Genomic DNA, 23,402 nt, shown 5'->3' on the forward strand with positions numbered 1-23,402 from the left:
TGCTACGTTGCATAGTTGTAAAAAGCCTGGCGTTCAGAGATTATTGAGCGAACCATTTTTGGATCAGCTTGTCCATTTCTCCGTTTTCCTGCATTTTTTTGATGACTTCGTTGAACTTCTCTACATGTGGAGAACCTTTTGGAAACGCGATGGCGGAGCCGTTCGTTTCGTTGGATTCAATCGTAGTGAATTGCAGGGTAGGGTTGCTCGCTACAAAGCCTTTTGCCACTGTGTCCTCGATGATCGCAGCGTCGACGCGGCCAGTTTTGACTTCTTCCACAATCTCACCCAGCTTGTTCAGGGAAGTCACTTGCAAGCCTTGTACGGTTTTTTCCAGCTCTTTCGCAGCCTCTTCCTGGATGGAGCCAAGCTGTACCGCGATCTTTTTGCCAGCCAGTTGTTCCGGCTTGGTGAGGTTGCTATCTTTTTTGGAGACAATCGTATTTTTCGCTTCATAGTAGATGTCGGAGAAATCCACATTTTTTTGGCGGTCAGGTGTTGGCGTCATGCCCGCCATGACAAAATCGGCACGGTTGGTTTGCAGCGCTGGAACCAGTCCGCCGAAGTCCATGTCGGTAATCTGGATTTCATAGCCCAGTTCTTTGGCGATGTAGTTGGCAATGTCAATGTCAAACCCGACGATCTCGTCCTTGCCGCTGGTCAGATCGTGGTATTCATACGGCTTGTAGTCCGCAGACGTCGCCATGATGAGCGTCTTCTTCTCGCCAGCTTGTCCTTCTTGGCCTGCTGCTTGCTCCTGGCCTGCCGGCTGCTCCTGACCTGCGCCTGCCTGAGGCTGGTTGCCCGTGCCGCAGCCTGCGATCAGCGCCGCTGCCAGAAGAGAAGTGAATGCAAGAGAAAGAATCGATGTCCGTTTTTTCATCATGTACCCCCGGTAGAATAAATTTACTGCAAAAGCAGCCATGCTTGCCTTGAATATTTTGCACAACAAATTATATTTATGCATGACAATGACTATTTTAATCAATAACTAAACAATTTCAATCATTTTTTCATCATCTGTTAATTATGAAAAATACAGAATTTTATACACAAATCAACCTCCTCCTTTTGTTTGTCGTGCTTGCCTCTTTCGCTAGTATGCCCGACTTCTCGCGATATTGTGACCGCTCGGCAGATTTTTCTCTGGCGAAAAGGGGCCTGAAGCTTTATAGTGCATATGAAAAGCTCGTACATAAAGGAGGAAGTTGATGATGACCAATTGGACGTCCTATTTTCGTGAGCAACTCCCGGAAATCCTGGCCGAACTGCGCTCCTATGTGGAGATGGAAAGCCCGACCCACAACAAGCAGGCGGTCGATCGGCTCGGTCAACGGATCGTCGAGCGTTTCCGCGAACTGGGCTGCCGGATCGAGCGCCTGCCGCAAGAAACATACGGCGACCAGCTGCGCATCGAATACGGCGAGGGCGAAGAACAAATTCTCGTACTCGGGCATTTTGACACCGTGAAGGAGATCGGTACGCTGGAAAAAGAGCCGTGGCGCGAAGCGGACGGACGTGTGTACGGTCCCGGCATTTACGATATGAAGGCAGGGATCGTATTCGCCTATTTTGCCCTGCGCGCGATTATTTCGCACAAGCTTCCGCTTCAAAAAAAGCTGGTCTTTTTCTGGAATACGGACGAAGAGATCGGCAGTGTTTCCTCCGCGCAACTGATTAGGCAGGAAGCTGCACGAAGCACATACACACTGGTGCTGGAGCCCGCGGCCGGAGACGGTTCCTTGAAAACAAGCCGCAAGGGCGGCGGGGAATTTTTCCTGACCGCAACAGGGCGCGCTGCTCATGCCGGCAACGATCACGCCCTTGGGGTAAACGCGATTGAGGAACTGGCCCATCACGTCCTGGCGATTCAGTCGTTTACCGATTACGCAAAAGGAACAACCTTGTCCGTCGGCACGATCAAGGGCGGCAGCGTGTCCAACGTCGTTCCTGACTGGGCGACAGCGGAAATTGACGTCCGCATTCAAAGCCGCGAGGAAGCAGAGCGGATTACCCGGCTGATGAGCCAGCTCTCCCCTGTCCTCGCGGGCGCAGAGCTAAAGCTTGAAGGTGGCATCACCAAGCCTCCGATGGAACGGACGACTGGTACGGAAAAACTGTTTTCGCTGGCACGGGAGCAGGCGCGGCTGGAAGGCTTCGAGCTGACAGAGTGCGGTGTTGGCGGAACCAGTGACGGCAATTTTGCCGCAGACGCCGGATGCCCGACACTCGACGGGCTCGGCCCTGTCGGAGACGGTGCCCACGCTGCTCACGAGCATATCGTCGTCGAGGCGATTCCTGGAAGAATTGCGGTTTTGCTGCGGCTGTTTACGAGCCTGTAAAACAATGCTTCTTCCTCACTCCATCGCTTTTTCGTGAAATACTTTCGACTGACCACACATATACATTCCCTAGTCTCGGAAAAAGAAAGGAAGGGTACGGATGGAACACGCTGCACCAGTACCAAGCAATCCCGTCGGATTTTGGCGGCGTCTCGGAGCATCCCTGCTGGACGGACTGATTATCGGTGTGCCCCTGGCTATCATCAGCTTTTGGATTACCGGCAGTGCGGAAGACAATCTCGTGACCAATCTGCTCACCACGCTGTACAACCTGCTCGTCCCCGTGTTTTGGTCCGGCTATACGATAGGCAAAAGAATCGTCGGCGTGCGCATCGCCCGCGTGGACGGCGAGCCTGTAGGGATCGGCACGATGCTATTGCGCGTGCTGGTCGGCATGATGCTCGTCTATGGCTTGACGTTTGGCCTGGCCGCCATCGCGAGTCTCGTCATGGTATGTGTGCGCAAAGACAAGCGCGCGATTCACGATCTGATTGCAGGGACGTATGTGACTTCTGATCGTCCCTAGCGCTTCTTTTTTTCCGCACGCCAAAAAGCCATCTGCGCTGTTTTGTTGCAGATGGCTTTTTGCTGTTTGCCGTTTTGCTTTATCCGCGAATGGCTGCAATGGCTTTTGCGCGATCAGGCTGGTTGAACACTGCGCTGCCTGCGACGAGTACAGTCGCTCCCGCCTCTTCGCACAGGCGCGCCGTTTCCGCGTTGACGCCGCCGTCGATCTCTATCTCGACATGGCTTAGTCCGCGCTCGTTGAGCATGTCGCGCAATGCCTTGATTTTCGGCACGACATTGTGAATGAATTTTTGCCCGCCAAACCCAGGGTTGACGGTCATCAACAGCACCATGTCCAGATCAGGCAGTACATGCTCGATAGTGGAAATCGGGGTGGCCGGATTGAGCACAACGCCCGCCTTCACGCCCTGCTCCTTAATCAGGTAGAGCGTTCTGTGCAGGTGGCGGCACGCTTCCTGATGAACCGTGATCCAGTCCGCCCCGCTTTTGGCAAACTGCGGGATGTAGCGGTCAGGTTCCTCAATCATCAGATGCACGTCCAGCGGCAGCTTGGTCACAGGACGAATCGCCTCGACGATCAATGGCCCGATTGTGATATTCGGTACAAAATGTCCATCCATCACATCCACGTGAATCCAGTCTGCTCCCCCGCGCTCGACATCGAGAATCTCCTCGCCCAGCCGGGCAAAATCCGCTGACAGGATAGAAGGTGCAATTTTTACCATGGTTTGTTCCTCCGTTGATATTCTTTCAGCTCTTCGCGGAACTGTTTGTAGTGTTCGTAGCGTTCCTCACTCAGTTTGCCCTCTTTGAGCGCCGCCTGGACGGCACATGACGGCTCGCTAAGGTGGAGACAGCCGCGGAATTTGCAGTCAGGGCTGAGGGCGGCAAAGTCACGGAATGACTCGGCCAGGTCCAGCTCGGTAAAATCAATGAACTCCAGCGAGCTAAAGCCTGGCGTGTCGGCCACATAGCCGCCGCCCGGAAGCGGGATCAGCTCGACGTGGCGGGTTGTATGCTTGCCGCGTCCAAGCTTGTGGCTGACATCTCCTGTCTGCAGACTGACGCCGGGGAACAGCTTGTTAATCAGCGATGATTTTCCGACGCCTGACTGCCCGGCGAAAACGGTAATCCGGTCGTGCAAAATCGAGCGCACTTCCTCCAGGCCGCGTTCGTCTACCGTCGATGTCGGAATCACCTGATAGCCGATCGCCTCGTATTTGCGCACGATGACGTCCACTTCTTCCTGCGACACCTGATCGGCCTTGGACAGGACAATGACGGAGTCGATCCCGACACGCTCGGTATGGGCCAAAAACTTGTCCAAAAGAAGGGAGCTAAACATCGGCTTGTACATGGAAAAGACGAGAACAGCCTGGTCTACATTGGAAATGGGCGGGCGGACCAGCTCATTGGTCCTTTCGCCCACCTCCATGATATAGCCTTCTTCTTCATTGATCGCATCGTAGACGACCCAATCGCCCACGAGCGGCGTCACCTTGGCGCCTTTTTTCTTGAACAGCCCTCTTGCCCGACAACTGTAGATGCGCCCCTCATCGGCTACATAGTAAAAGCCGCTCAGCGCTTTCACAATTCGTCCTTCTGGCATTCATGTCCCTCCACTATTTTACGGCAAGCTGGTATATGAGATCGGAATGGTTTGATAATCCCTGAATTCGGTGTCGTTCTGCCTTTTGACCGTCGCTCGGACGACAGCGTCCTTTTGCGGCGAGAGAACGACTGGCACGTCGTATTCCTTGTTTTCTGCAACCGTTTCTTGCAGGAATACTTTTGCTTCGCCACGCGCGTCTGTCACTTCAATCTTGACTTCCATAGTCTCGCCCGGCACTACTTCCACGTACACAGTGGCTACAGCAGACTTGGCGTCCTGCGGATACTGTCCGTTGCTGACTGTCAACGGCACGGTTACGCCTTTTTGCACCTTCATGCCCGGATCGTACGGATGCGTGCTCAGCACTTCGCCCGCCTTGTCGGTCGTATAGGTTGGCACTTCCTTGATCTCTACCCCAAGACCTAGTTTGAACAGTTCCACTTGTGCCGCTTCCGCAGATTTGCCGCGCACGTCCGGCATCGAGACAAACGCTTTGCCTTTGCTGATCGTCACCTTCACGTTCGTCTTGCCCGGATACACCTTTTCATTCGCTTCCGGCGACTGCTTGATGACTGTTCCGACTTCGGCCTTGTCGTCCTCTTCCTCTACGAACGTGACCATTTCCATTTTGAAGCCGTTCTTTTTCAACGTTTCCTCCGCTGTTGCCCGCGGCAGGGTGACAAGATTCGGCATGTCGATCTGCTCCTGGCCTTTGCTGACGTACAAGGTGACGACCGCCTTTTCCTTCAACCTCATCGGCGGTGCCGGGTCTTGCGTGATGACTATGCCTTTTTCCAACGTTTCGTCTGCTTGTTCCACTATTTGCGGTACGAGATTTTGTTCCTTGATTTTTTCCTCGGCGAGTTCCACTTTCATTCCTTCCACGTACGGAACAGGCACCTCCGGTATGGATGGAACCACATTCAATAGGAAGTTGAAGCCGAATATCCCAAGCACGAAAAACAGTCCGATGCCTCCCGCCCAAAGCAGCGCCTTGACCCACCATTTTTTCGGCGGTTTGTCATCCTCTTCTTCTGCGGTCGACTCGTGGCGGCTTCGCTGGCCGACTCCGGTTCGGCTGCTCGTGTGCCCTTCCATCATCTCCGGTGTAATAATCGGGACAACCCGCGTCATCTCCTCATCCACCGGGAAGGTCAGCTTTTCTTCGTTCAACCGTTCCGGAAACAGGCACGTCTCCAAATCTTCGAGCATTTCCCGCGCAGATGCGTACCGGAGAAACGGATCTTTGACCAGCGCCTTCAAAATGACATTTTCCACGCTTTGCGGAATGTTCGGGTTTACCTGGCGCGGCTCCGGCAGCGGCTCCTGCAGATGCTTGAGCGCCACGGAGATCGGCGAATCGCCGGAAAACGGCAGCTCTCCGGTCACCATCTCATACAAGACGATTCCCAGTGAGTAAATATCGGACTTTTCCCCCGTAATCCCGCCGCGCGCCTGCTCTGGCGAAAAATAATGGACAGAGCCAAGCATGGCGTTCGTATGGGTGATCGTAGCAGAAGTTACGGCGCGCGCGATACCGAAGTCCGTCACCTTCACTCTGCCATTTTTTCCGATCATGATATTGTGCGGCTTGATGTCTCTGTGGATAATCTTGTTTTGATGCGCGTGATCGAGTGCATCGCAAATTTGTCCGGCGATGCGCACCGCCTCTTCTACAGGCAATGCCCCTCGCTGGATAATGACTTCCTTGAGCGTGCAGCCTTCTATGTACTCCATCACCATGTAGTGCGTGTCGCCGTCCTGGCCTACATCGTACACCCCGACCACATTGGGGTGAGACAAGCTTGCCACCGCCTGCGCTTCACGCCGAAACCGGTTGACAAAATCTTCGTCCGTCCCAAACTGCGAACGCAGCACCTTGACGGCCACCGGACGATTCAGGACCAGATCCCTGGCTTTGTACACAATCGCCATACCGCCTCCACCGACGCGGGATTCCAATTGATACCGTCCTCCCAGTCGTTGACCTTCCATCTCTCTCACCCCTCTTTCTGACCGACGTCAAGCTTTTTTTGGACAGCAACCAGCGTAATGTTGTCTTCCCCACCGGCATCCAGTGCTTCCTGCACCAGGCCGTCCACTTTTGCTTGCAACGATATCTGTTTCTGTAACCACTTTTCCAGAGAGGCATGGCCTACCTTGTTTGTGAGGCCGTCCGAGCAGATGAGGACGACATCGCCCTCTGACCACTCGAAATGCCCCAAATCAATCAACACATCCGGCTCTGTACCGAGCGAACGCATAATGACGTTTCGATGCGGATGGACAGACGCTTCTTCCTCGGTAATTTGTCCGCTTTTCAACAATTCGTTCACGAGCGAATGGTCCTCTGTCTTCATCACCAGTCCGTCTTTGCTGTAAAAATACAGACGACTGTCGCCAATATGCGCGGTGATAACGGAAGATTCTCCCAACAGCGCCGCCACAACGGTCGTCCCCATCCCGCTGCACTCCGGATGGCTTACAGCGTAATCGTAAACTTCCTTATTGGCGAGCAGGACGGCATTCATCAGCTGCTCGCGTGCATCTTCTGCATCGAGCTGCCCATCCAGGTGACGCAGTTCTTTCACGATTCGCTCAACAGCAAGGCGGCTGGCAATGTCACCAGCCTGGTGGCCGCCCATACCGTCTGCAACAATGGCCAGCACGCGTCCGTTCAGATCGGCAACACAGGCATAGTAGTCCTCATTTACCTGACGGACGCGGCCAACATGGGATTTCATCGCGATTTCCATGGCTTCACCCCACGGTTTCTTTAGCGTGTTGTGCCCTCAGCTGACCGCAGGCAGCGGCAATATCGCTGCCATGCTCACGTCTGATGGTCACATTGATTCCCTTTTCCTCCAAAATGCGTTTGAACCGAAAAATTTCATTGCGTGGTGTACGCACGTAATCGCGCTCGGGCACGTAGTTGACCGGAATCAGGTTGACGTGGCACAGCATGTCTCCGATCAGATCGGCCAGTTCCTCGGCATGCTCAGGCTGATCGTTTTTCCCGCCGAACAAACCGTACTCGAAGCTGATCCGGCGACCTGTCTTGTTAATATAATGACGACATGCTTCCATCAGCTTGTCAAGGGGAAAGCCGCGGTTGATCGGCATCAGTTGGCTGCGCAGCTCCGTATTTGGCGCGTGCAGGGAGATGGCCAGGTTCACTTGTCCGCCGCGCTCGGCAAACTCGTAAATTTTCGGCACAATGCCGCTGGTCGAAACGGTAATATGCCGCGCGCCAATGTTCAATCCCCGGTTGTCGTTGATGATCGACAAAAAGGCCATCAGACTCTCGAAGTTTTCGAACGGCTCGCCAATCCCCATGACCACGACGTGGCTGACGCGTTCGCCCTCTGCATCGAGCTTGCGCTGGGCCATCAGTACCTGGGAAACGATCTCGCCCGCATCGAGGTTGCGCTTCAGCCCGCCGAGCGTGGAGGCGCAAAACGTGCAGCCGATCCGGCAGCCGACCTGCGTCGTCACACAGATGCTGTTTCCGTAGTTGTGGCGCATGATGACTGTCTCAATCGCGTGACCATCCACGAGCTGGAACAAAAACTTGATCGTTCCGTCCGTCGATTGCTGGTGCGTAATTTCTTTCAAGGAGTCCAGGCGGAACGTCTCGGCGAGCTTTTGCCGCAGGCCCTTGGAAAGATTGCTCATCTCATCAAAAGAAGTCACACGCTTAACGTACAGCCAGTCAAAAATTTGCTGGGCGCGGAAAGCTTTGTCCCCTGCATTGATGAGCCATTCTTTCAGTTCGTCTTGAGTCAAGCTGTAAATAAGCGGCTTTTCGCCTGTAAATGTCGTGAACGGCATGTCTTTTCCACATCCTCAAAATCATTGCTTGCACAAATCGTCATTCTATCATTGTACCTCGGCTTTGTTCGCGCTTCAAACGGTTTTGGCATCCATTTCAGAAATGCATCCCTTTTCCTAGTCTAAACCAATCTGCAACAGCGCAAACAAAGGCAAAGGAGTGGCGTTATCCGCAGTCGGCGCGCCACCCCTTTTGTTGCTATCGTTTTCGTTTCAGACGCGCGATAAAGAAGCCGTCACTCTCAAAATGATGCGGCAAAATCTGCACGCATGCTCCTGTCTCGTCCACATGCGCCCGGGCGGCCTGCGGCAAGTCCTGGGCAAGTGTCTCATCCAGTACAAAGTCGGGATGTTCCTTGACGAAGCGCCGGACGATCTCCTGGTTTTCCTTTGGCTCAATCGTGCACGTGCTGTAGACGAGAATGCCATCTGCGGCAAGCATCGGCGCCAGCGCCTTGAGCAGCTCGTACTGCAGTTGGGCAATCGCGCGAACATCCTCTGGTGTTTTGTTCCATTTCAAATCGGGCTTGCGCCGGATGACGCCAAAGCCTGAGCACGGCGCATCGAGCAAAATCCGGTCGAATGTCCCCAGACCTCTGTCCGGCAAATCGAGCGCATCGCTTGTGATCGGCTCGATGATGGAGATGCCGAGCCGCTTGGCCGTTTGCGCAATCAGATCGCGCTTGTGCGGATGCAGGTCGCAGGCGACGATGTGGCCGCGATTTTCCATCAGCTCGGCTATATGCGTCGTTTTCCCGCCGGGGGCGGCGCAGGCGTCAAGGACGCGCATGCCAGGCCTTGCAGCAAGTGCAGGCGCAACCAGCATGGAACTTTCGTCTTGAATGGTGAAGTAGCCTTCGCGGAACAGGCGCGAGCCGGCGGCATGCCCGCCCTCTACCAAAATCGCTTGCGGGCTGAGCGCAGACGGTCTGGCCGCCGTTTCTTCTGCGGCGAGCTTGTCCAGCAATTCGGCCGCGCTCGTTTTTAACGAATTGACGCGAATCGAGCTGTGCGGATGGCGATTGTTGGCTTCACAGATGGCGATGGCCGTTTCTTCGCCGTACACCGCAAGCCACTGCCGCACGAGCCATTCCGGATGGGAATGCGCAACGGCAATCTGCTGGGCGCGGTCGCCTTTCGGCAGGCGCTCCCACACATCCGGCTGGCGCAAGACATTGCGCAAAACGCCGTTGACCATCGAGACAATCCCCTTGTGTCCGCGGCGCTTCGCGATTTCCACGGCTTCGTGCACGGCTGCGCGCTCGGGGATGCGGTCCAGAAAGCGGATCTGGTACAGACTCATCCGCAGCAGGTTGCGCACCCATATTTGCAGCTTTTTGTTGCCGACAAACTGGGCCAGGACATGATCGAGCGTAAGCTTCCGCTGGATCGTTCCGTAGACCAGCTCTGTCACCAGTCCCGTATCTGCCGCGCCGAGCTGCGCGCGATCCAGCACGACTCTCAGCTCCAGGTTGCTGTACGACTTATGTTCCTCGACTCGATTCAATACATCCAGGGCAATATCACGAGCTCCCTTTTTTGCCACGGGCTATTCTCCTACCTTTGTGCCGATTTCTATGCTGCTGCCCGCCCCGCGCAAAAAGTCGAGAGCACTCATCCGTTTTTTGCCTTCCGGCTGCAATTCGGTGATTTTGACCGCACCGCTGCCGCAGGCGACAACCAGGCCGTCTTCTTCGCGCGCGATAATCGTTCCCGGTTCCTTGCCGCTGTTTACTTCGGGCAGCTTTTCCACCCACCACAACTTCCATACTTTTCCTGCGTAAGTCGTAAAGGCGACAGGCCATGGATTCAGGCCGCGCACCTGGTTGTAAATTTGCTCAGCGGATTTCGACCAGTCAATTTTTTCGTCGGCCCGCTTGATATTTGGCGCAAACGTTGCCGCTGAGTGATCCTGCGCTTCTGGCTGAATCTCCCCTGCCAGCAGGCGAGGCACCGTTTCAAGCAAAAGCCGGGAGCCAGCCGCAGCCAGCTTGTCATGCAAAAGTCCGACAGTATCGCGCTCCTCGATTGGCACGACGACCTTGGACAGCATGTCCCCTGCGTCGAGCGCCTCTACCATGTACATGATCGTCACGCCCGACTCGGTTTCGCCGTCGACAATCGCTTTATGGATCGGCGCGCCGCCGCGGTATTTCGGCAAAAGCGAGGCGTGCACGTTGATGCAGCCAAACTTCGGCGCCTCCAGCAGTCGCTTCGGCAAAATTTGTCCGTATGCCGCCGTCACGATCAGGTCGGGAGCCAGCGCCAGCACTTCTTCCAGCGCTTCCTCCGCCTTGATTTTTTCCGGCTGCAAAACGGCAAGTCCATGACGCAAAGCCGCCTCCTTGACAGGGGGCGGCGTCAACACTTGCTTGCGTCCTACGGGACGATCCGGTTGTGTCACGACACCAATCACGTTGTAGCCTGCTTCGATGAGCGCGTCAAGGCTCGACACCGCGAAGTCAGGCGTACCCATAAACAGGATGCGAGCATCTTTCAAATCAATTATTCCCCTTCCTCTTCCGGGTTCACCTGATAGACCTTTTCGGCTACATCGATAAACAGCACGCCATTCAGGTGATCGATTTCATGCTGGGCGCAGCGGGACAACAAGTCTTCTGCCTCCAGCTCGATTTCGTTGCCATAGCGATCTTGTCCGCGCAGCTTGATCCATTGGTGGCGGCGAACATCTCCGCGCAGTCCGGGGATGCTCAGGCAGCCTTCCGGATAGTCAAACTGCTCGCCTCTAAAGTCGACGATTTCCGGGTTGACCATCTCAATCAGTCCATCGCCGCAATCCATGACAATCACGCGTTTGGAAATGCCTACCTGCGGTGCAGCCAAGCCTACGCCCTCTGCATCGTACATCGTGTCAGCCATGTCGTCCAACAGCTTGTGCAGGTTGGCATTGAACTTGGTGACCTTGATTGCCTTTTCACGCAAAATCGGATCTGGATGCTTTACAATTGTGCGAATTGCCATGTGAATTGTATCCTCCCTAAAGCAGTACGTACGGATCGACGTCAATCGTCATCAATACCTTCTGCTGTTTGTTCCACTCTTCAAATGCCGCTGTGGCCTGGGCCAGCAGATCGGACAGTTGCGGTTCATCCCGATATTTTAGCATGATCTGAAAGCGAAATCTATCCTTCACACGCGCAATCGGCGATGCGACTGGCCCGAGCACGATTGTCGTCCGGGCGAGACGCGGCCGCAAAAAGTCCGCCAGCATATGCGCGCCACGGATGACGACAGGCAAATCCTCGTGGCTGAACGTGATGAGCACCAGCCGGAAATACGGCGGATACCCTGTACGCCTGCGCTGCAACATTTCATCCCGGTAGAACGCCGGATAGTCGTGCCGCGTAGCGTGAACGATGCTGTAATGCTCAGGGGCGTACGTCTGGATGACGACATCTCCCGCCAACTCATGCCGCCCCGCGCGTCCTCCGACCTGTGTGAGCAGTTGGAACGTCTTTTCCGCCGCACGAAAATCAGGCAAATGCAGCGAGCTGTCCGCCGCGATAATGCCCGCCAGCGTCACGCGCGGAAAATCGAGCCCTTTGGCGATCATTTGCGTCCCGAGCAGCACGTCGCCCTGCCCGTTGCGAAATTTGTTCAGCAACTCCTCATGCGTCCCTTTGCGCGAGGTCGTGTCCACGTCCATCCGGATGACGCGGATGCCGGGAAACAGCTTCGCCAACTCCGCCTCCACCTTTTGCGTCCCTGTGCCGAAAAAGCGGATATGCTCGCTCTGGCATTCCGGGCAGTGCGCAGGCTGGACGATTGTGTAGCCGCAGTAATGACAGCGTGCCGTATGGTTCGTTTTATGGTAGGTCAACGAGATGTCGCAATGAATGCAGCGCATCGTATAGCCGCACGAGCGGCACATGACAAACGTGGAAAAGCCGCGACGGTTCAGGAAAATAACCATCTGCTCGCCTTTTTCAAGCCGATCGGCAATCATTTCGTGCAGCTTGCGGCTGAACATGGAGCGATTTTCCGCATGCAGTTCCTCGCGCATATCGACGACGTGCACCTGCGGCATCGGACGGTTGCCTACCCGTTCGGGCATTTCCAGCAGCTCGTACCTGCCGCGCGTAGCCAGGGCGTACGTCTCCAGAGCGGGCGTCGCACTCCCCATCAGCAGGACGGCGTCGTTTTTTTTCGCTCGCCAGAGGGCGACTTCCCGCGCGTGATAGCGCGGCGTTTCTTCTTGCTTGTAGGAGCTTTCATGTTCCTCGTCAATCACGATCAGACCGACATTGCGAAACGGAGCGAAAATGGCCGAGCGCGCCCCGACCACGACTTTTACCTCATTGCGGATAATTTTGCGCCACTCGTCGTAGCGCTCTCCCTGCGACAAGGCACTGTGCAGGACGGCGACATCGGCGCCAAACCGCGCCTTGAACCGCTCCACCATTTGCGGTGTCAAGGAAATTTCCGGCACGAGAAAAATCGCTTCGCGCCCTTTGGCCAGCGTCTGTTCGATCGCTTCCAGATACACTTCCGTCTTGCCGCTGCCGGTTACGCCATGCAGCAAGTACGAGGCGTACGTGCCCATCTTTATAGATTGCAAAATTGATGCCAAAACCTGCTGCTGAAGAGGGGTAAAGTCTGGCTTCGGCTTGTCGGCAAAGCGGCGGTTGGCATACGGATCGCGGTACACCTCTACCTGCTCGATGGAGACGAATCCTTTTTTTTCCAGGCTTTTCAGCGACGCGCGGCTGATTCCGTACTCTGTCTGCAGCATCTGGATGGAAAAAGACTGGCCTTCATGCATCTGGAGCAGTTCGAGCGCCCGTTTCATCTGCTCTGCCCGCGCTGGCAAGGAGCGGATTGCTTCTGCCAGCTCAGGTCCACTGAGCAGGCTGCGCACAAACGATTGCTGCTTGCGCGTAATTCTGTCAGTCACCTGATATTCCGTCGCCACCAAACCGCTTGATATAAAGCCCGGCACGAGCAAATACTCGTCGGGAAACTGTTTTTCCACCTCTGCGAGCGGCATTTGCCGTTTGCGGAACAGCTCCCACAAGAGCCCCGAGTTGCCGCACGCTTCTCTTTCCAGCGCCGCTGTCGCGACCAGCCATTTTTCCGACTTGCCTTTCAGGACAGCGGGGATCATCGCCTGGACGGCTGTCACCCACGGACACAAGTATTGGCGGGACATCCACTCGCCAAGCTCCAGCAGCTCCGGCGTGAGCGGAGGCGTATCATCCAGCACCTGCTCGACGTCCCTCAGACGCGAGGAAGTGATTTCCCCCTCCCCCTGCTCTGCAATTCCGATCACGTAACCTTGCAGCTTGCGTGGCCCAAACGGGACGATGACCCTGCTGCCCACGCGAATCAATGGGCTGAGCCAGGACGGTACCTTGTAGTCAAAAGGGCGGTTCGTTCGATTGACAGGTACGTCCACAATCACCTGGGCGATCATGACAGCTCCGACAGCGGTTTTTGCTGCAGCTTCAACAGCACGGCATCAAACAGCTTGTCAGCCACAGCCCGCTTGCTCAGTTTTTCCAGCGCCAATTGCTCACCGTCTCGCGTCAAAAGGGTGACGATATTCGTATCGCTGCCCATTCCGGCACCTTCCAAAAGGACGTTGTTGGCTACGATCATATCGAGGTTTTTTCGTTCCAGCTTCGACTTAGCATGCTGCAGCACATCTTGCGTCTCGGCAGCAAACCCGACGACAAACTGCTTCGTTTTGCGTTCGCCGATTGTCTTTAAAATATCAGGCGCTTTGTCCAGCTCCAGCACGAGGGGGCCGTCGCCTTTTTTCATTTTATGCGCCTGCACTGTTTTCGGCCGATAGTCGGACACAGCAGCCGACTTTACGACGATGTCGCTCTGCGGCAAATGCGCCATGACGGCGTCAAACATCTCCTGCACCGATTCGACGGCGACGAACTCGACACCCGCTGGCCGCGGCAGCGCGGTCGGTCCGCTAATCAACGTCACTCTTGCCCCTCTGTCGCGCGCCGCCTCCGCAATGGCATAGCCCATCTTGCCCGATGCGTGGTTGGTAATGTAGCGAACCGGATCGATTTTTTCCCGGGTCGGTCCGGCCGTGACGAGTACGTGCTTGTCCAGCAAGTCTTGCTTCGCTGCTGCTTGCGTGTCTCGCGTAGCTTCTTGCGCAAACCAGTTTTGCACCGCCTCGACGATTTCTTCCGGCTCGGCCAGACGGCCTTTGCCGACCCAGCCACAGGCGAGCAGCCCGACGCCCGGCTCGATAAACCGATAGCCAAACGACGCCAGCTTTTCCATATTGGCCGCAACCGCCGGATGCTCGTACATGTTCACGTTCATCGCAGGCGCGATCATCACCGGAGCTTTCGTCGCAAGCAACATCGTCGTCAACATGTCGTCCGCGATGCCGTTTGCGATTTTGCCGATTACGTTGGCCGTTGCGGGAGCAATCAGCACCAGATCGGCCTTGTCCGCAAGATCAATGTGACTGATGACGTGCGGGTCTGGCTCCGAAAATGTATCCGTGTAGACAGGCTGGTGGGACAATGCCTGAAACGTCGCGGGCTGGACGAATTTCATCGCATTTTCCGTCAGGATGACATGCACCTGTGCGCCGGCCTGCGTCAGCTTGCTTGTGAGCGCAGCCGCCTTGTAGGCCGCAATCCCGCCACAGACACCGAGCACAATTCGTTTTTCTGCGAGCGAATTCAATTGGAACTCCCCTTTCTTCCCTATCCGAAAAAAACAACCTGCATACAGGTTGTTTTTTCAAAACCAACTCTTATTTACGTCCGTCCAGAAACTCGTGCACCAGCTCGCCGGAGATAAACTCTTCCAGGGCGACGCCTACAAACTTTTTGGATTTTGGTTTGTCTACCTGCACTTCGCTGTTTTCACGCAATTGGCGGGCGCGCTTGGCAGCGACAGTCACCAGAATGTACTTGCTTTCTGCTTTTGCGGTCAATTCGTCGATAGATGGATACAACATAAAACTATTCAACCTCCTTCAACCATTTGCGATATTTGTGAACCTGACGATCTTTTTTCAGGTGCTCGGCTGTAATAATCGCCTGAATGCGATCACAAGCTGCCTCGATCACATCGTTGACCACGACGTAATCGTAATGATCCATCAGCTCGATTTCAGCGCGGGCCACTTCCATCCGTTTGCGGATCACATCCTGTGTCTCGGTTCCCCGTCCCACGATCCGGTTTTCCAGTTCGTTCAGATCAGGGGGAGCCAGGAACAGGAACGTCCCTTGCGGAAAACGCTGCTTCACCTGCAGCGCACCCTGGACTTCAATCTCCAGAATGACGTCGCGCCCTTCGTTCAGCATGTCCTCCACAAACTGGCGGGGTGTACCGTAGAAGTTGCCAACGTATTCCGCCCATTCCAGAAGAGCGTCCTGCTCAATCATTTTCTGGAACTCTTCTTTTGTCTTGAAAAAGTAATTGACTCCTTCCACCTCGCCCGGTCGCGGAGAACGTGTGGTAGCCGATACGGAGTACACCAGCTCGGGCATTCTTTCCCGAAGCGCCTTGCATACCGTGCCTTTCCCCACACCCGCAGGTCCGGAGAGAATCAAAAGGAGACCGCGATCCACCATGCTCATTGTTTACACTCCTACTTTATTCGTCCGATTCGTCATCCTTCGTCGACAGGCGCTGTGCCACTGTTTCCGGCTGAACCGCTGACAAGATGACGTGATCGCTATCTGTAATAATCACTGCACGCGTCCGGCGTCCATAGGTAGCGTCCACGAGCATGTTGCGATCGCGCGCTTCCTGGATGATCCGTTTGATCGGAGCGGATTCCGGACTTACAATGGAAATAATGCGGTTGGCATTGACAATATTGCCAAATCCGATATTGATTAGCTTGATTGCCATGACGGCCCAGCCCATCCTTTCATACCTACTCGACGTTCTGTACTTGCTCTCTCATTTTCTCCAGTTCCGTCTTGATTTCGACAGCGAGGTGGGAAATGGGCAAATAATTTGCCTTGGAAGCAATCGTGTTGGCTTCGCGGTTCATTTCCTGAAGCAAAAAATCCAGCTTCCGCCCAATCGCGTCGTTTCCTTCCAACTGTTTTGCAAACTGGAGACAATGGCTTTCCAGACGGGTAATCTCCTCACTGATGTCACTCTTGTCAGCGAAAAAGGCAACCTCCTGCGCCACGCGCGAATGGTCCAATTCAAAAGGAGCCTTGCTGGCCCATTCGCTCAATCGCTGGCGAAAGCGGGTCTGATACTCCTCGACTCCCAAAGGAGCCAATTGGTGAAGTTCTTTGACCCACGCCTGAATCTGTGCGAGCCGACCGGATAAATCAGTGTACAGTTGCTTGCCCTCCAGCTCTTTCATGGAGAGCAGATCGACCGCTGCGGCCCTGACTTGATCGAGCAGCCATTCGGCCGCTTCGCCACTGTCTTCTGTCATTTCTTGAGTATGTAACACGCCAGGGAAGAGCAAAAGCTCCTTGACGCCAAGGGTCCCCTGCAAGGAAAAGCGCTCCGTCATCGTGCGCGACAGCGAGACGAGCTGCTCGGCCATCTGCCAGTCGATGTCGACAGCCAAAGCCGCCTGACTTTTCCCATCTAGCGCGATGGTCACATCAACACGACCTCTACGGACGTACTGGCTCACCAGCTTGCGCACCTGGTCCTCCAGCATGCTCCAGGCTTTTGGCAGGCGTACCTGTATCTCGGAATACCGATGATTGACGGCGCGAATTTCCACAGTCAACCGCACAGTGCCCCTGCTATCCTCTTTCCGTCCATAACCCGTCATGCTTCGCACCATCGTTTTCACTTCCATAAGACGCAAAATCGTTAATTTATTATAGGAGACAACTCTTGGCAGTGTCAACCGAAGCCGCAGGGTACAACAAGATTCCTCCCTCTCCTGCTTTGTGCTACACTGTGACTGGCAACCATTTCTTGCGTCTTGTTTTCATTCCGGGCATTTTAACAATTGAGGTGAGGTATTGTGGCATTTGATGGCGTAGTAACCCGTGCCGTCGCGCGGGAGTTGCATAAATGTATCGGTGGTCGCATCTCCAAAATCCACCAGCCGCATCACAGCGATATTGTCATGCAAGTGCGAACACCGGGAGAAACCGTCAAACTCCTGCTGTCCGCCAATCCGACTTACCCCCGGATTCACCTTACGACCGAAGAGTTTACGAATCCGCTGGAAGCCCCGATGTTTTGCATGCTGCTGCGCAAGCATTGTGAGGGCGGGCTGATCGAATCCATCGAGCAGGTCGGCATGGAGCGGATCATCCACATCGACATCCGCACCCGTGACGAGTTGGGAGACACGGCGCTCCGCCGCATTATCATGGAAGTGATGGGCAAGCACAGCAACATTATTCTCGTCGATCCGGCAACAGGGATGATTCTGGACAGCGCCATGCACGTGACGCTTGCGATCAGCCAATACAGACAGGTCACGCCTGGTCGGCCGTACATCTCCCCGCCCAGCCAGAACAAGCGCGACCCGCTCACCATTACCGAGCAAGCGTTCATTTCCTCCATAGACTGGAACAGCGGGCGGCTGGACAAACAGATCGTAGATAACTACACGGGCATCAGCCCGCTTTTGGCCAAAGAGATCGTCCATCGGGCGAAGCTGGCCAATCGCGACACGTTGTGGGAAGCCTTTTCCACGGTCATGGAGGCGGTCAAGGCTCACCGCTACGCACCTGCGATTGTGGAACGCGCCGACAAGGCGTATTTTCACGTCGTCGAATTGACACATCTGACCGATGGCGATGGCACCGCCACGCCGTACCCTTCCGTGCATGAATGTCTGCAAGCCTACTACGAGGGCAAGGCACTGCGCGATACGGTCAAGCAGCGAGCCCACGACCTGATTCGTTTTGTTACTGCCGAGCGCAACAAAAATGAGAAGAAGATTGAAAAGCTGGAGCAAACACTGCAGGAGGCGCACGACGCCGAACTGTTCCGCCTGTACGGCGAGCTGATTACCGCCAACATGCATCAGTTAAAGCGCGGCGACACCGAACTGGTCACTGTCAACTGGTACGATGAGGCGGGAGGCACGATCACCATCCCGCTCGACCCGTTGAAGACCCCTTCGGAAAATTTGCAAGCCTATTACAAACGGTACAACAAGGCGAAAAACAGTCTGCAAATCGTCGGCGAGCAGATCGAGCAAGCCAAAGCGGAAATCCTCTACCTGGACGGTCTTTTGGTGCAGCTCAATCACGCCAGCCTGAAGGAAGCAGAAGAAATTCGTGAAGAGCTGGTCGAGCAAGGCTACATGCGCGATCGCAAAAAGCGCGGACCGCGCAAGAAGAAGGACACGCGCCCGGAGCTGGAACGGTACGTCTCGACCGACGGCATCGAAATTCTCGTGGGAAAAAACAACAAGCAAAACGAGTTTTTGACAAACAAGCTGGCGTCCTCGCACGAAACGTGGCTGCATACAAAAGACATTCCCGGCTCCCACGTCGTCATCCGCGCGCGTACTTTTTCCGATCAGACCTTGCTGGAAGCCGCAAACCTGGCAGCCTATTTCAGCCGCGCCAAAGAAGGCAGCCAGGTTCCTGTCGACTACACCCTGATTCGGCACGTCAAAAAACCGAGCGGCGCGAAGCCGGGCTTCGTCACTTACGAGCAACAGCGCACCTTGTACGTCACTCCGGATGAAGCACTCGTCCGCCGCCTGAAAGCGAATGCTTCTCCTACGCATAGTGAAACTCGCTAAGCTCATACTAAGAGCATGGAAAGGTGTCCTCGTTTTTGCATCAGCCTGCCTGGTTCGCCATACCGACGTTCCAGCTCGACGTTTACGACAGTCGCCCTCGCAGTAAGGAATTGCTTGTTGCACGCTCATCAGCAAGAAACCATTCCAGTTCATTTCACTTTGGAAGGAGGATCAGGATGAACGTCATCGGCATCATCCAGACGGATCTAAACGAATTCAGCGTATTGTTCGAACAGCCAAACAACGGGCAAGGCGGTAACGGCGGACAGAACGGCGGTGGACAGCAAGCAAATGGCGGCGGGCAGGATTTCGGGGACAGCGGCTCCCTGTTCCTCAGCTTTCTGGACGAGCAGCCAAGCTCCGGCGAAGGGAACAGTTCGAACGGACAAGGGCAAGAACAAGGGCAGCAAAGCGGTCCGCAGGAATTGACCGTTCGCATCAAAGGGATACCGGAAGGCCAAAAGGCAAACTTTTTGCAGATGTACCAAATTTTGCATGACGCTCAGGATTCGAAACAGCTGGAGCAAAGCCTGACGATTGTGAACACCGATCAGGACGAGCATGGTTCTGGGCGCAGACAAGGCCAGGACCAGAGGTTTGACTCTGGCCAGCAAAACAAATAGATCCATGGCGACAGAACACGTCTTGCCCATCGCTGCAATCCGAGCCGAACGCATAAAAAACCACCTGGAAGTCTCCAAGTGGTTTTTTCATGTTATCGGCTAATCTTTGCTTTAACATCCTGCCAAGCCCCCGCTCTGCCGTTGACCTCATGTTTCCGTAACCTGCTCTCACACAGGTGGGTGACCCGTCTGCGCTTCAGCCTTCCCATGCATCCCGGCAGTGGGAGGTGGGCCTGACATCCACCACAGATTTCCGTCTCCCGAAAAAAACGTATAAGGTTAGAAACATTTATGGCCTTACGTACATCGCAGGATCTTGATACAACTACTTTACCACACATTTCACCCTCGCTCAACGGATATTCTTCCCTGCCATATTCCCATTCTTCGTGCGAATGTTTTTTCCAGAATAAAACACCTGTCTGCCCGCCATCTTAAAAAACGTAACCACACTCTGGAAAAGGAAGGGATCGCATGCGTTTTCACCACAAGCTGATGATCGTCTCACTACTGGCCGTTGGCTCCGTTTGTATGCCAGCTTTCGCGCAATCGCTGCCTGGAAGCGCCATGGAGCAGCCTGCTGGCGAACAAGGGGGCAAGTACGAAAACGAATCGTTTCGCAACATCGCCGTGACCAAAACCGGACCAGGCCAATACGCCGTAAAAGGCGAAGCACGCGTATTCGAAGCTGCCGTCCGCTTTGTCGTAACAGACGAGGGCACTACCTTGGCCGACAGCTTTGTCACAGCGAGCCAGGGGGCGCCTGAATGGGGCACATTTACGATCAACCTGAGTCTCGACGCCGCCAAGCTGAAAGCACCCGTGCTTACCTTGTTCGAGGAAAGCGCCGAATCAGGCCAGCGCATCCACGAACTGAACATCCCTTTGCCGAAGTAGTGTTTACGTCCGTTTCATTTTGGCCCGGACAAGCGATTGAAACGCAGGGTGGGCAATCAAGGACGGTTGCTGCTGTTTTTCCCAGGCGAGCGCATACTCCAGCCCGTTACACTGGCACCGTCCCAGCCCTTCCTTCGTGACAGCATACGCCTGCCGCGGCAGACGCCGCACCGCCGCCACCAGCGCTTCCACCTCCTGCTCCATGCGCGCTGGCTCAACCGCCCGATATATCAAGCCAATCTGCTCGGCTGTTTGTCCGGAAATCTTTTCCCCGAGCAAAGCCAGCCGTTTCGCCCATGCCGTTCCTACCAGCCGCGGCAGCAAATACGTGCCGCCAAAGTCGGTAGTGAGTCCGATCTGGACGAAAGGCTCCTGCAGCACCGCATCTTTCGTCGCGATGACAAAATCGGCGTGCAGCGCCAGGTTAAGCCCTGCTCCGACCGCCACCCCTTCCACGACGGCAATCACCGGCTTCGGCATCTCGTGCAGCCGCATGATAAAGTCATTGATGACCGCAAGCGCCTTTTCAGCCTCGCTTTTATCGCTGAGCGCAGTCAGTACGGTCAAATCCGCACCGGAGCAAAAATGGCCGCCCGCTCCCCGGAGAATAAGCACTTCCACCTCCGGATCATCCGCCGCCTCTGCAATCGACTTTTGCAAAAGCGAAAACATCTCGACCGTCATCGCGTTCAGCACGCGCGGGCGATTGAGTGTGATCGTGCAGACTCCCTCTTCTTTTTTCAGCAAAAGCGGTGTTGCTTGAACTTCTTGCTCCATCTTTGTCTCTTCCCCTTTCTATTTGGATGTCTTGCCGCTTGCGTCTTTTGCATGCCTTCTGCCGTAACATTTCGCGATGAATGACCATTCACCCTGCCTGTTTCAGGAACTTTATGGAAAAAGCCGCTCCTGTGTGGAACGGCTCAACGGCTCCTTCGTGAAGCAAGCGATTTATTTGATAAACCGAAGGGTAAGCGGATAGCGGTAGCTTTTCCCTTCGTTTGCCCGGACAGCAGCGATCACCACAAAGACAATCCAGAAAAAGAACAGGGCGATCAACAAGAGCAAGCCGATAAAGACGATGAGCAGGATGCTGGAAACGGCTGCGTAGATCGTAACTGAAATGCTGAAATTGACCGCTTCCTTGCCGTGCTCCTGAAAATAGAGTCCCTCTTCCCGTCTGAACAGCCAGACCAAAAGCGGTCCCAATACATGGCCGAACGGGATCAGAAAGCCGATCAGCGCGGACAAATGAACGATCATGGCCCACATTCGCTCGTCTTTTCCAACCAGATGATTCATGTGCATTCCCCCATTCCCTTCGATACTGTAGTTTACGATGCCATCCTGGCAAACTTGCGAAAAAACAAAAAAGCGCCGCAACAGGCGCTTTTTCGATGAATTAGTATTTGCTGTCGTGTCCGCCCCAAGAGGACCCGTAACCACCGTGTCCGTAGCTTTCGCCGTAATGATGACCGCAGCTGCCGCGACCGGATTTACATTCCATTTTGTAGTAAGGCTTGTAGTAGCAGTGTTTTTTGTAGTATTTCTTCTTGCAGCACTTCCTGTAGTAGCACTTGCAATGAGATCTTCTGCATCCGCAACCCATGAACCTCACCCCCTCTTGTTCGTTACATCTACAAAGTATGTAGGTGAGGGTGGATCGGCATGGTACACTTGTCTATTCTTGAACCAAAATCAGCAAATGACCCATTTTTGAATCGCGGTACACTTTTAATCCAAATTCCAAATAAAGATAAAACTCTGGCAATCAACCAGAAAATGAGTGCATGAATGATCGAAATTCATTGTGTCACAATTTTGCGCAGTTCATTGATTCCGTGATGATCGGGAATCTCCTGGTACTCCTTTACTTTTGGCAGCGTCAGCAAATGAGGTCTGACCATATAACCTGGCTTCGATATATAGACGACATCACAATTCGCAATCAGGTCGAACACGTCGGGATGGTTCGCTTCAATCGTCCGAATATCCAGATGAGTGATGCCTGCGTTGTACAGGTCACTTATCATTCCTGCTGCACCGCGAATGGTCGCGCAGACCAGTCCGACTTTTGTATGGCGGGGATACGCCTCCATGGCCGGGATCACCGTGGTGGGATCGGGAATAAAATCGAGGCTGACGATGGGCGGAGCCTCACGCGGCAAGCGATGCTTCGTGCGCAAATTCACAGTCGGGTGCGTGACAATCGCCTTGTACTGATGCAAAAAGCTCGGGTCCTGCTCGAATCGCTCGGCAAAATCATCAAAGGTCCGCCCCTCCAGCATGACACTGGGCAGATGGTATTGCACCAGGCGCAAATATTCGGCCAGCTCCAGCTCTGTGAAACGCAAAAACAGGACAGGAAACTGGTTGATCTCCTGCATGACAGACGAAAGGACACGGGTAAATTCATCCATGGAGTACCCCATAGCCTTTACTTTGTGCAGCGTCTCTTTGGCCAGCAAGGCGAGATGCGCGGGATTGCGGGTCAGGAGAGGGTCGTTGACGATATTGCTGACGATCGTTCCACGCCCTTGCCGCGAATCGACCATCCCTTCCTGCTGCAAGCGGAGATATACGCTCCTGACCGTGTTGTAATTGACCTTCAGATGCGCCGCCAGCTCTCTGACCGTCGGCAGTTGCTCATTCGGCGCAAGTTCTCCGCTGCGAATCGAGGAGGCAATTTGTTGGTAGAGCTGTTCGTGGTACGAAACATTCGAATCCTTTTGCAAGGTCAGGCGTAGCATGCATTCACCTCTTCCTCCGTCATTGAAACCATCGTATATGAATTGCGAATCGAACGTCAATAGAGCAGCCGGCATGAACTTACCCGCAACGGCAATACTAAACCAGATCACACATTT

The 23,402-nt window shown here is 54.6% G+C and carries 23 protein-coding genes and 1 other RNA gene; 5 read left to right on the top strand and 19 right to left on the bottom strand.

Features of this window, described 5'->3' with window-relative positions; all coding sequences use genetic code 11:
- Window positions 1-40 precede the first annotated feature (40 nt).
- On the bottom strand, window positions 41-883 hold the full coding sequence (locus tag EDM57_RS16600; RefSeq protein WP_122905803.1) for a transporter substrate-binding domain-containing protein: 843 nt from the start codon (window positions 881-883) through the stop codon (window positions 41-43).
- A 328-nt stretch (window positions 884-1,211) separates the two neighbouring features.
- Here EDM57_RS16600 and EDM57_RS16605 point away from each other — a divergent pair, with 328 nt between their 5' ends.
- On the top strand, window positions 1,212-2,342 hold the full coding sequence (locus EDM57_RS16605) for a M20 family metallopeptidase (protein WP_170163463.1): 1,131 nt from the start codon (window positions 1,212-1,214) through the stop codon (window positions 2,340-2,342).
- A 100-nt stretch (window positions 2,343-2,442) separates the two neighbouring features.
- Window positions 2,443-2,868: an RDD family protein gene (locus EDM57_RS16610; protein WP_122905804.1), complete on the top strand. Its 426-nt coding sequence runs from the start codon at window positions 2,443-2,445 to the stop codon at window positions 2,866-2,868.
- Between the two features lie 79 nt (window positions 2,869-2,947).
- Here EDM57_RS16610 and rpe read toward each other — a convergent pair whose 3' ends face one another.
- The 14 genes from rpe to EDM57_RS16680 all read right to left on the bottom strand — a co-directional run bounded on the left by rpe (window position 2,948) and on the right by EDM57_RS16680 (window position 17,086).
- Window positions 2,948-3,595, bottom strand: a complete 648-nt coding sequence (rpe, locus tag EDM57_RS16615; protein ID WP_122905805.1) for a ribulose-phosphate 3-epimerase — start codon at window positions 3,593-3,595, stop codon at window positions 2,948-2,950.
- The gene (gene rsgA, locus EDM57_RS16620) at window positions 3,589-4,479 is read right to left on the bottom strand and encodes a ribosome small subunit-dependent GTPase A (RefSeq protein WP_122905806.1); all 891 of its coding nucleotides are present in this window, start codon (window positions 4,477-4,479) and stop codon (window positions 3,589-3,591) included. Before rsgA ends, rpe begins: the two co-directional genes overlap by 7 nt.
- Window positions 4,480-4,497: 18 nt before the next feature.
- On the bottom strand, window positions 4,498-6,477 hold the full coding sequence (gene pknB / locus EDM57_RS16625) for a Stk1 family PASTA domain-containing Ser/Thr kinase (RefSeq protein ID WP_122905807.1): 1,980 nt from the start codon (window positions 6,475-6,477) through the stop codon (window positions 4,498-4,500).
- A gap of 5 nt (window positions 6,478-6,482) precedes the next feature.
- Window positions 6,483-7,238, bottom strand: a complete 756-nt coding sequence (locus tag EDM57_RS16630; protein WP_122905808.1) for a Stp1/IreP family PP2C-type Ser/Thr phosphatase — start codon at window positions 7,236-7,238, stop codon at window positions 6,483-6,485.
- Between the two features lie 4 nt (window positions 7,239-7,242).
- Window positions 7,243-8,313, bottom strand: coding sequence for a dual-specificity RNA methyltransferase RlmN (rlmN, locus tag EDM57_RS16635; RefSeq protein WP_122905809.1), 1,071 nt, complete (start codon window positions 8,311-8,313; stop codon window positions 7,243-7,245).
- A gap of 199 nt (window positions 8,314-8,512) precedes the next feature.
- A complete protein-coding gene (gene rsmB, locus EDM57_RS16640; protein WP_122905810.1) occupies window positions 8,513-9,859 on the bottom strand; it encodes a 16S rRNA (cytosine(967)-C(5))-methyltransferase RsmB in 1,347 nt (448 codons plus the stop codon).
- Window positions 9,860-9,862: 3 nt separating this feature from the next.
- Window positions 9,863-10,813: a methionyl-tRNA formyltransferase gene (gene fmt / locus EDM57_RS16645; protein ID WP_122905811.1), complete on the bottom strand. Its 951-nt coding sequence runs from the start codon at window positions 10,811-10,813 to the stop codon at window positions 9,863-9,865.
- Between the two features lie 5 nt (window positions 10,814-10,818).
- Window positions 10,819-11,295, bottom strand: a complete 477-nt coding sequence (gene def, locus EDM57_RS16650) for a peptide deformylase (RefSeq protein ID WP_122905812.1) — start codon at window positions 11,293-11,295, stop codon at window positions 10,819-10,821.
- Between the two features lie 16 nt (window positions 11,296-11,311).
- Entirely contained in the window at window positions 11,312-13,747 is a 2,436-nt protein-coding gene (priA, locus tag EDM57_RS16655) for a primosomal protein N' (RefSeq protein WP_122905813.1), read from the bottom strand.
- Entirely contained in the window at window positions 13,744-14,997 is a 1,254-nt protein-coding gene (coaBC, locus tag EDM57_RS16660; protein WP_122905814.1) for a bifunctional phosphopantothenoylcysteine decarboxylase/phosphopantothenate--cysteine ligase CoaBC, read from the bottom strand. Before coaBC ends, priA begins: the two co-directional genes overlap by 4 nt.
- A gap of 70 nt (window positions 14,998-15,067) precedes the next feature.
- Window positions 15,068-15,274, bottom strand: a complete 207-nt coding sequence (gene rpoZ / locus EDM57_RS16665; RefSeq protein WP_122905815.1) for a DNA-directed RNA polymerase subunit omega — start codon at window positions 15,272-15,274, stop codon at window positions 15,068-15,070.
- A 4-nt stretch (window positions 15,275-15,278) separates the two neighbouring features.
- Window positions 15,279-15,899: a guanylate kinase gene (gene gmk, locus EDM57_RS16670; RefSeq protein WP_122905816.1), complete on the bottom strand. Its 621-nt coding sequence runs from the start codon at window positions 15,897-15,899 to the stop codon at window positions 15,279-15,281.
- A 16-nt stretch (window positions 15,900-15,915) separates the two neighbouring features.
- Window positions 15,916-16,176: an extracellular matrix/biofilm regulator RemA gene (gene remA / locus EDM57_RS16675; protein WP_005831055.1), complete on the bottom strand. Its 261-nt coding sequence runs from the start codon at window positions 16,174-16,176 to the stop codon at window positions 15,916-15,918.
- A 25-nt stretch (window positions 16,177-16,201) separates the two neighbouring features.
- On the bottom strand, window positions 16,202-17,086 hold the full coding sequence (locus tag EDM57_RS16680; RefSeq protein ID WP_122905817.1) for a YicC/YloC family endoribonuclease: 885 nt from the start codon (window positions 17,084-17,086) through the stop codon (window positions 16,202-16,204).
- 186 nt (window positions 17,087-17,272) lie between these two features.
- Between EDM57_RS16680 and EDM57_RS16685 the strand changes: the two genes are divergently transcribed.
- Window positions 17,273-19,018 carry an Rqc2 family fibronectin-binding protein gene (locus EDM57_RS16685; RefSeq protein ID WP_122905818.1) on the top strand — a complete coding sequence of 582 codons (1,746 nt, stop codon included), beginning with the start codon at window positions 17,273-17,275 and terminating at the stop codon, window positions 19,016-19,018.
- 176 nt (window positions 19,019-19,194) lie between these two features.
- Window positions 19,195-19,641, top strand: coding sequence for a hypothetical protein (locus tag EDM57_RS16690; RefSeq protein ID WP_122905819.1), 447 nt, complete (start codon window positions 19,195-19,197; stop codon window positions 19,639-19,641).
- Between the two features lie 123 nt (window positions 19,642-19,764).
- Here the strand turns inward: EDM57_RS16690 and ssrS are convergent.
- Window positions 19,765-19,959, bottom strand: a non-coding RNA gene (gene ssrS, locus EDM57_RS16695) — 6S RNA.
- A 156-nt stretch (window positions 19,960-20,115) separates the two neighbouring features.
- Here ssrS and EDM57_RS16700 point away from each other — a divergent pair.
- Window positions 20,116-20,538, top strand: a complete 423-nt coding sequence (locus EDM57_RS16700; protein WP_122905820.1) for a Gmad2 immunoglobulin-like domain-containing protein — start codon at window positions 20,116-20,118, stop codon at window positions 20,536-20,538.
- Between the two features lie 3 nt (window positions 20,539-20,541).
- On the opposite strand, the gene EDM57_RS16705 is transcribed toward EDM57_RS16700, so the two are convergent.
- The 3 genes from EDM57_RS16705 to EDM57_RS16715 all read right to left on the bottom strand — a co-directional run bounded on the left by EDM57_RS16705 (window position 20,542) and on the right by EDM57_RS16715 (window position 23,285).
- Entirely contained in the window at window positions 20,542-21,315 is a 774-nt protein-coding gene (locus tag EDM57_RS16705) for an enoyl-CoA hydratase/isomerase family protein (protein WP_122905821.1), read from the bottom strand.
- Between the two features lie 171 nt (window positions 21,316-21,486).
- The gene (locus tag EDM57_RS16710) at window positions 21,487-21,837 is read right to left on the bottom strand and encodes a DUF4870 domain-containing protein (protein ID WP_122905822.1); all 351 of its coding nucleotides are present in this window, start codon (window positions 21,835-21,837) and stop codon (window positions 21,487-21,489) included.
- Window positions 21,838-22,340: 503 nt separating this feature from the next.
- Window positions 22,341-23,285, bottom strand: coding sequence for a GntR family transcriptional regulator (locus tag EDM57_RS16715; protein WP_122905823.1), 945 nt, complete (start codon window positions 23,283-23,285; stop codon window positions 22,341-22,343).
- Between the last annotated feature and the right edge of the window lie 117 nt (window positions 23,286-23,402).

It is taken from the genome of Brevibacillus gelatini, from assembly GCF_003710935.1.
GTDB lineage: Bacteria > Bacillota > Bacilli > Brevibacillales > Brevibacillaceae > Brevibacillus > Brevibacillus gelatini.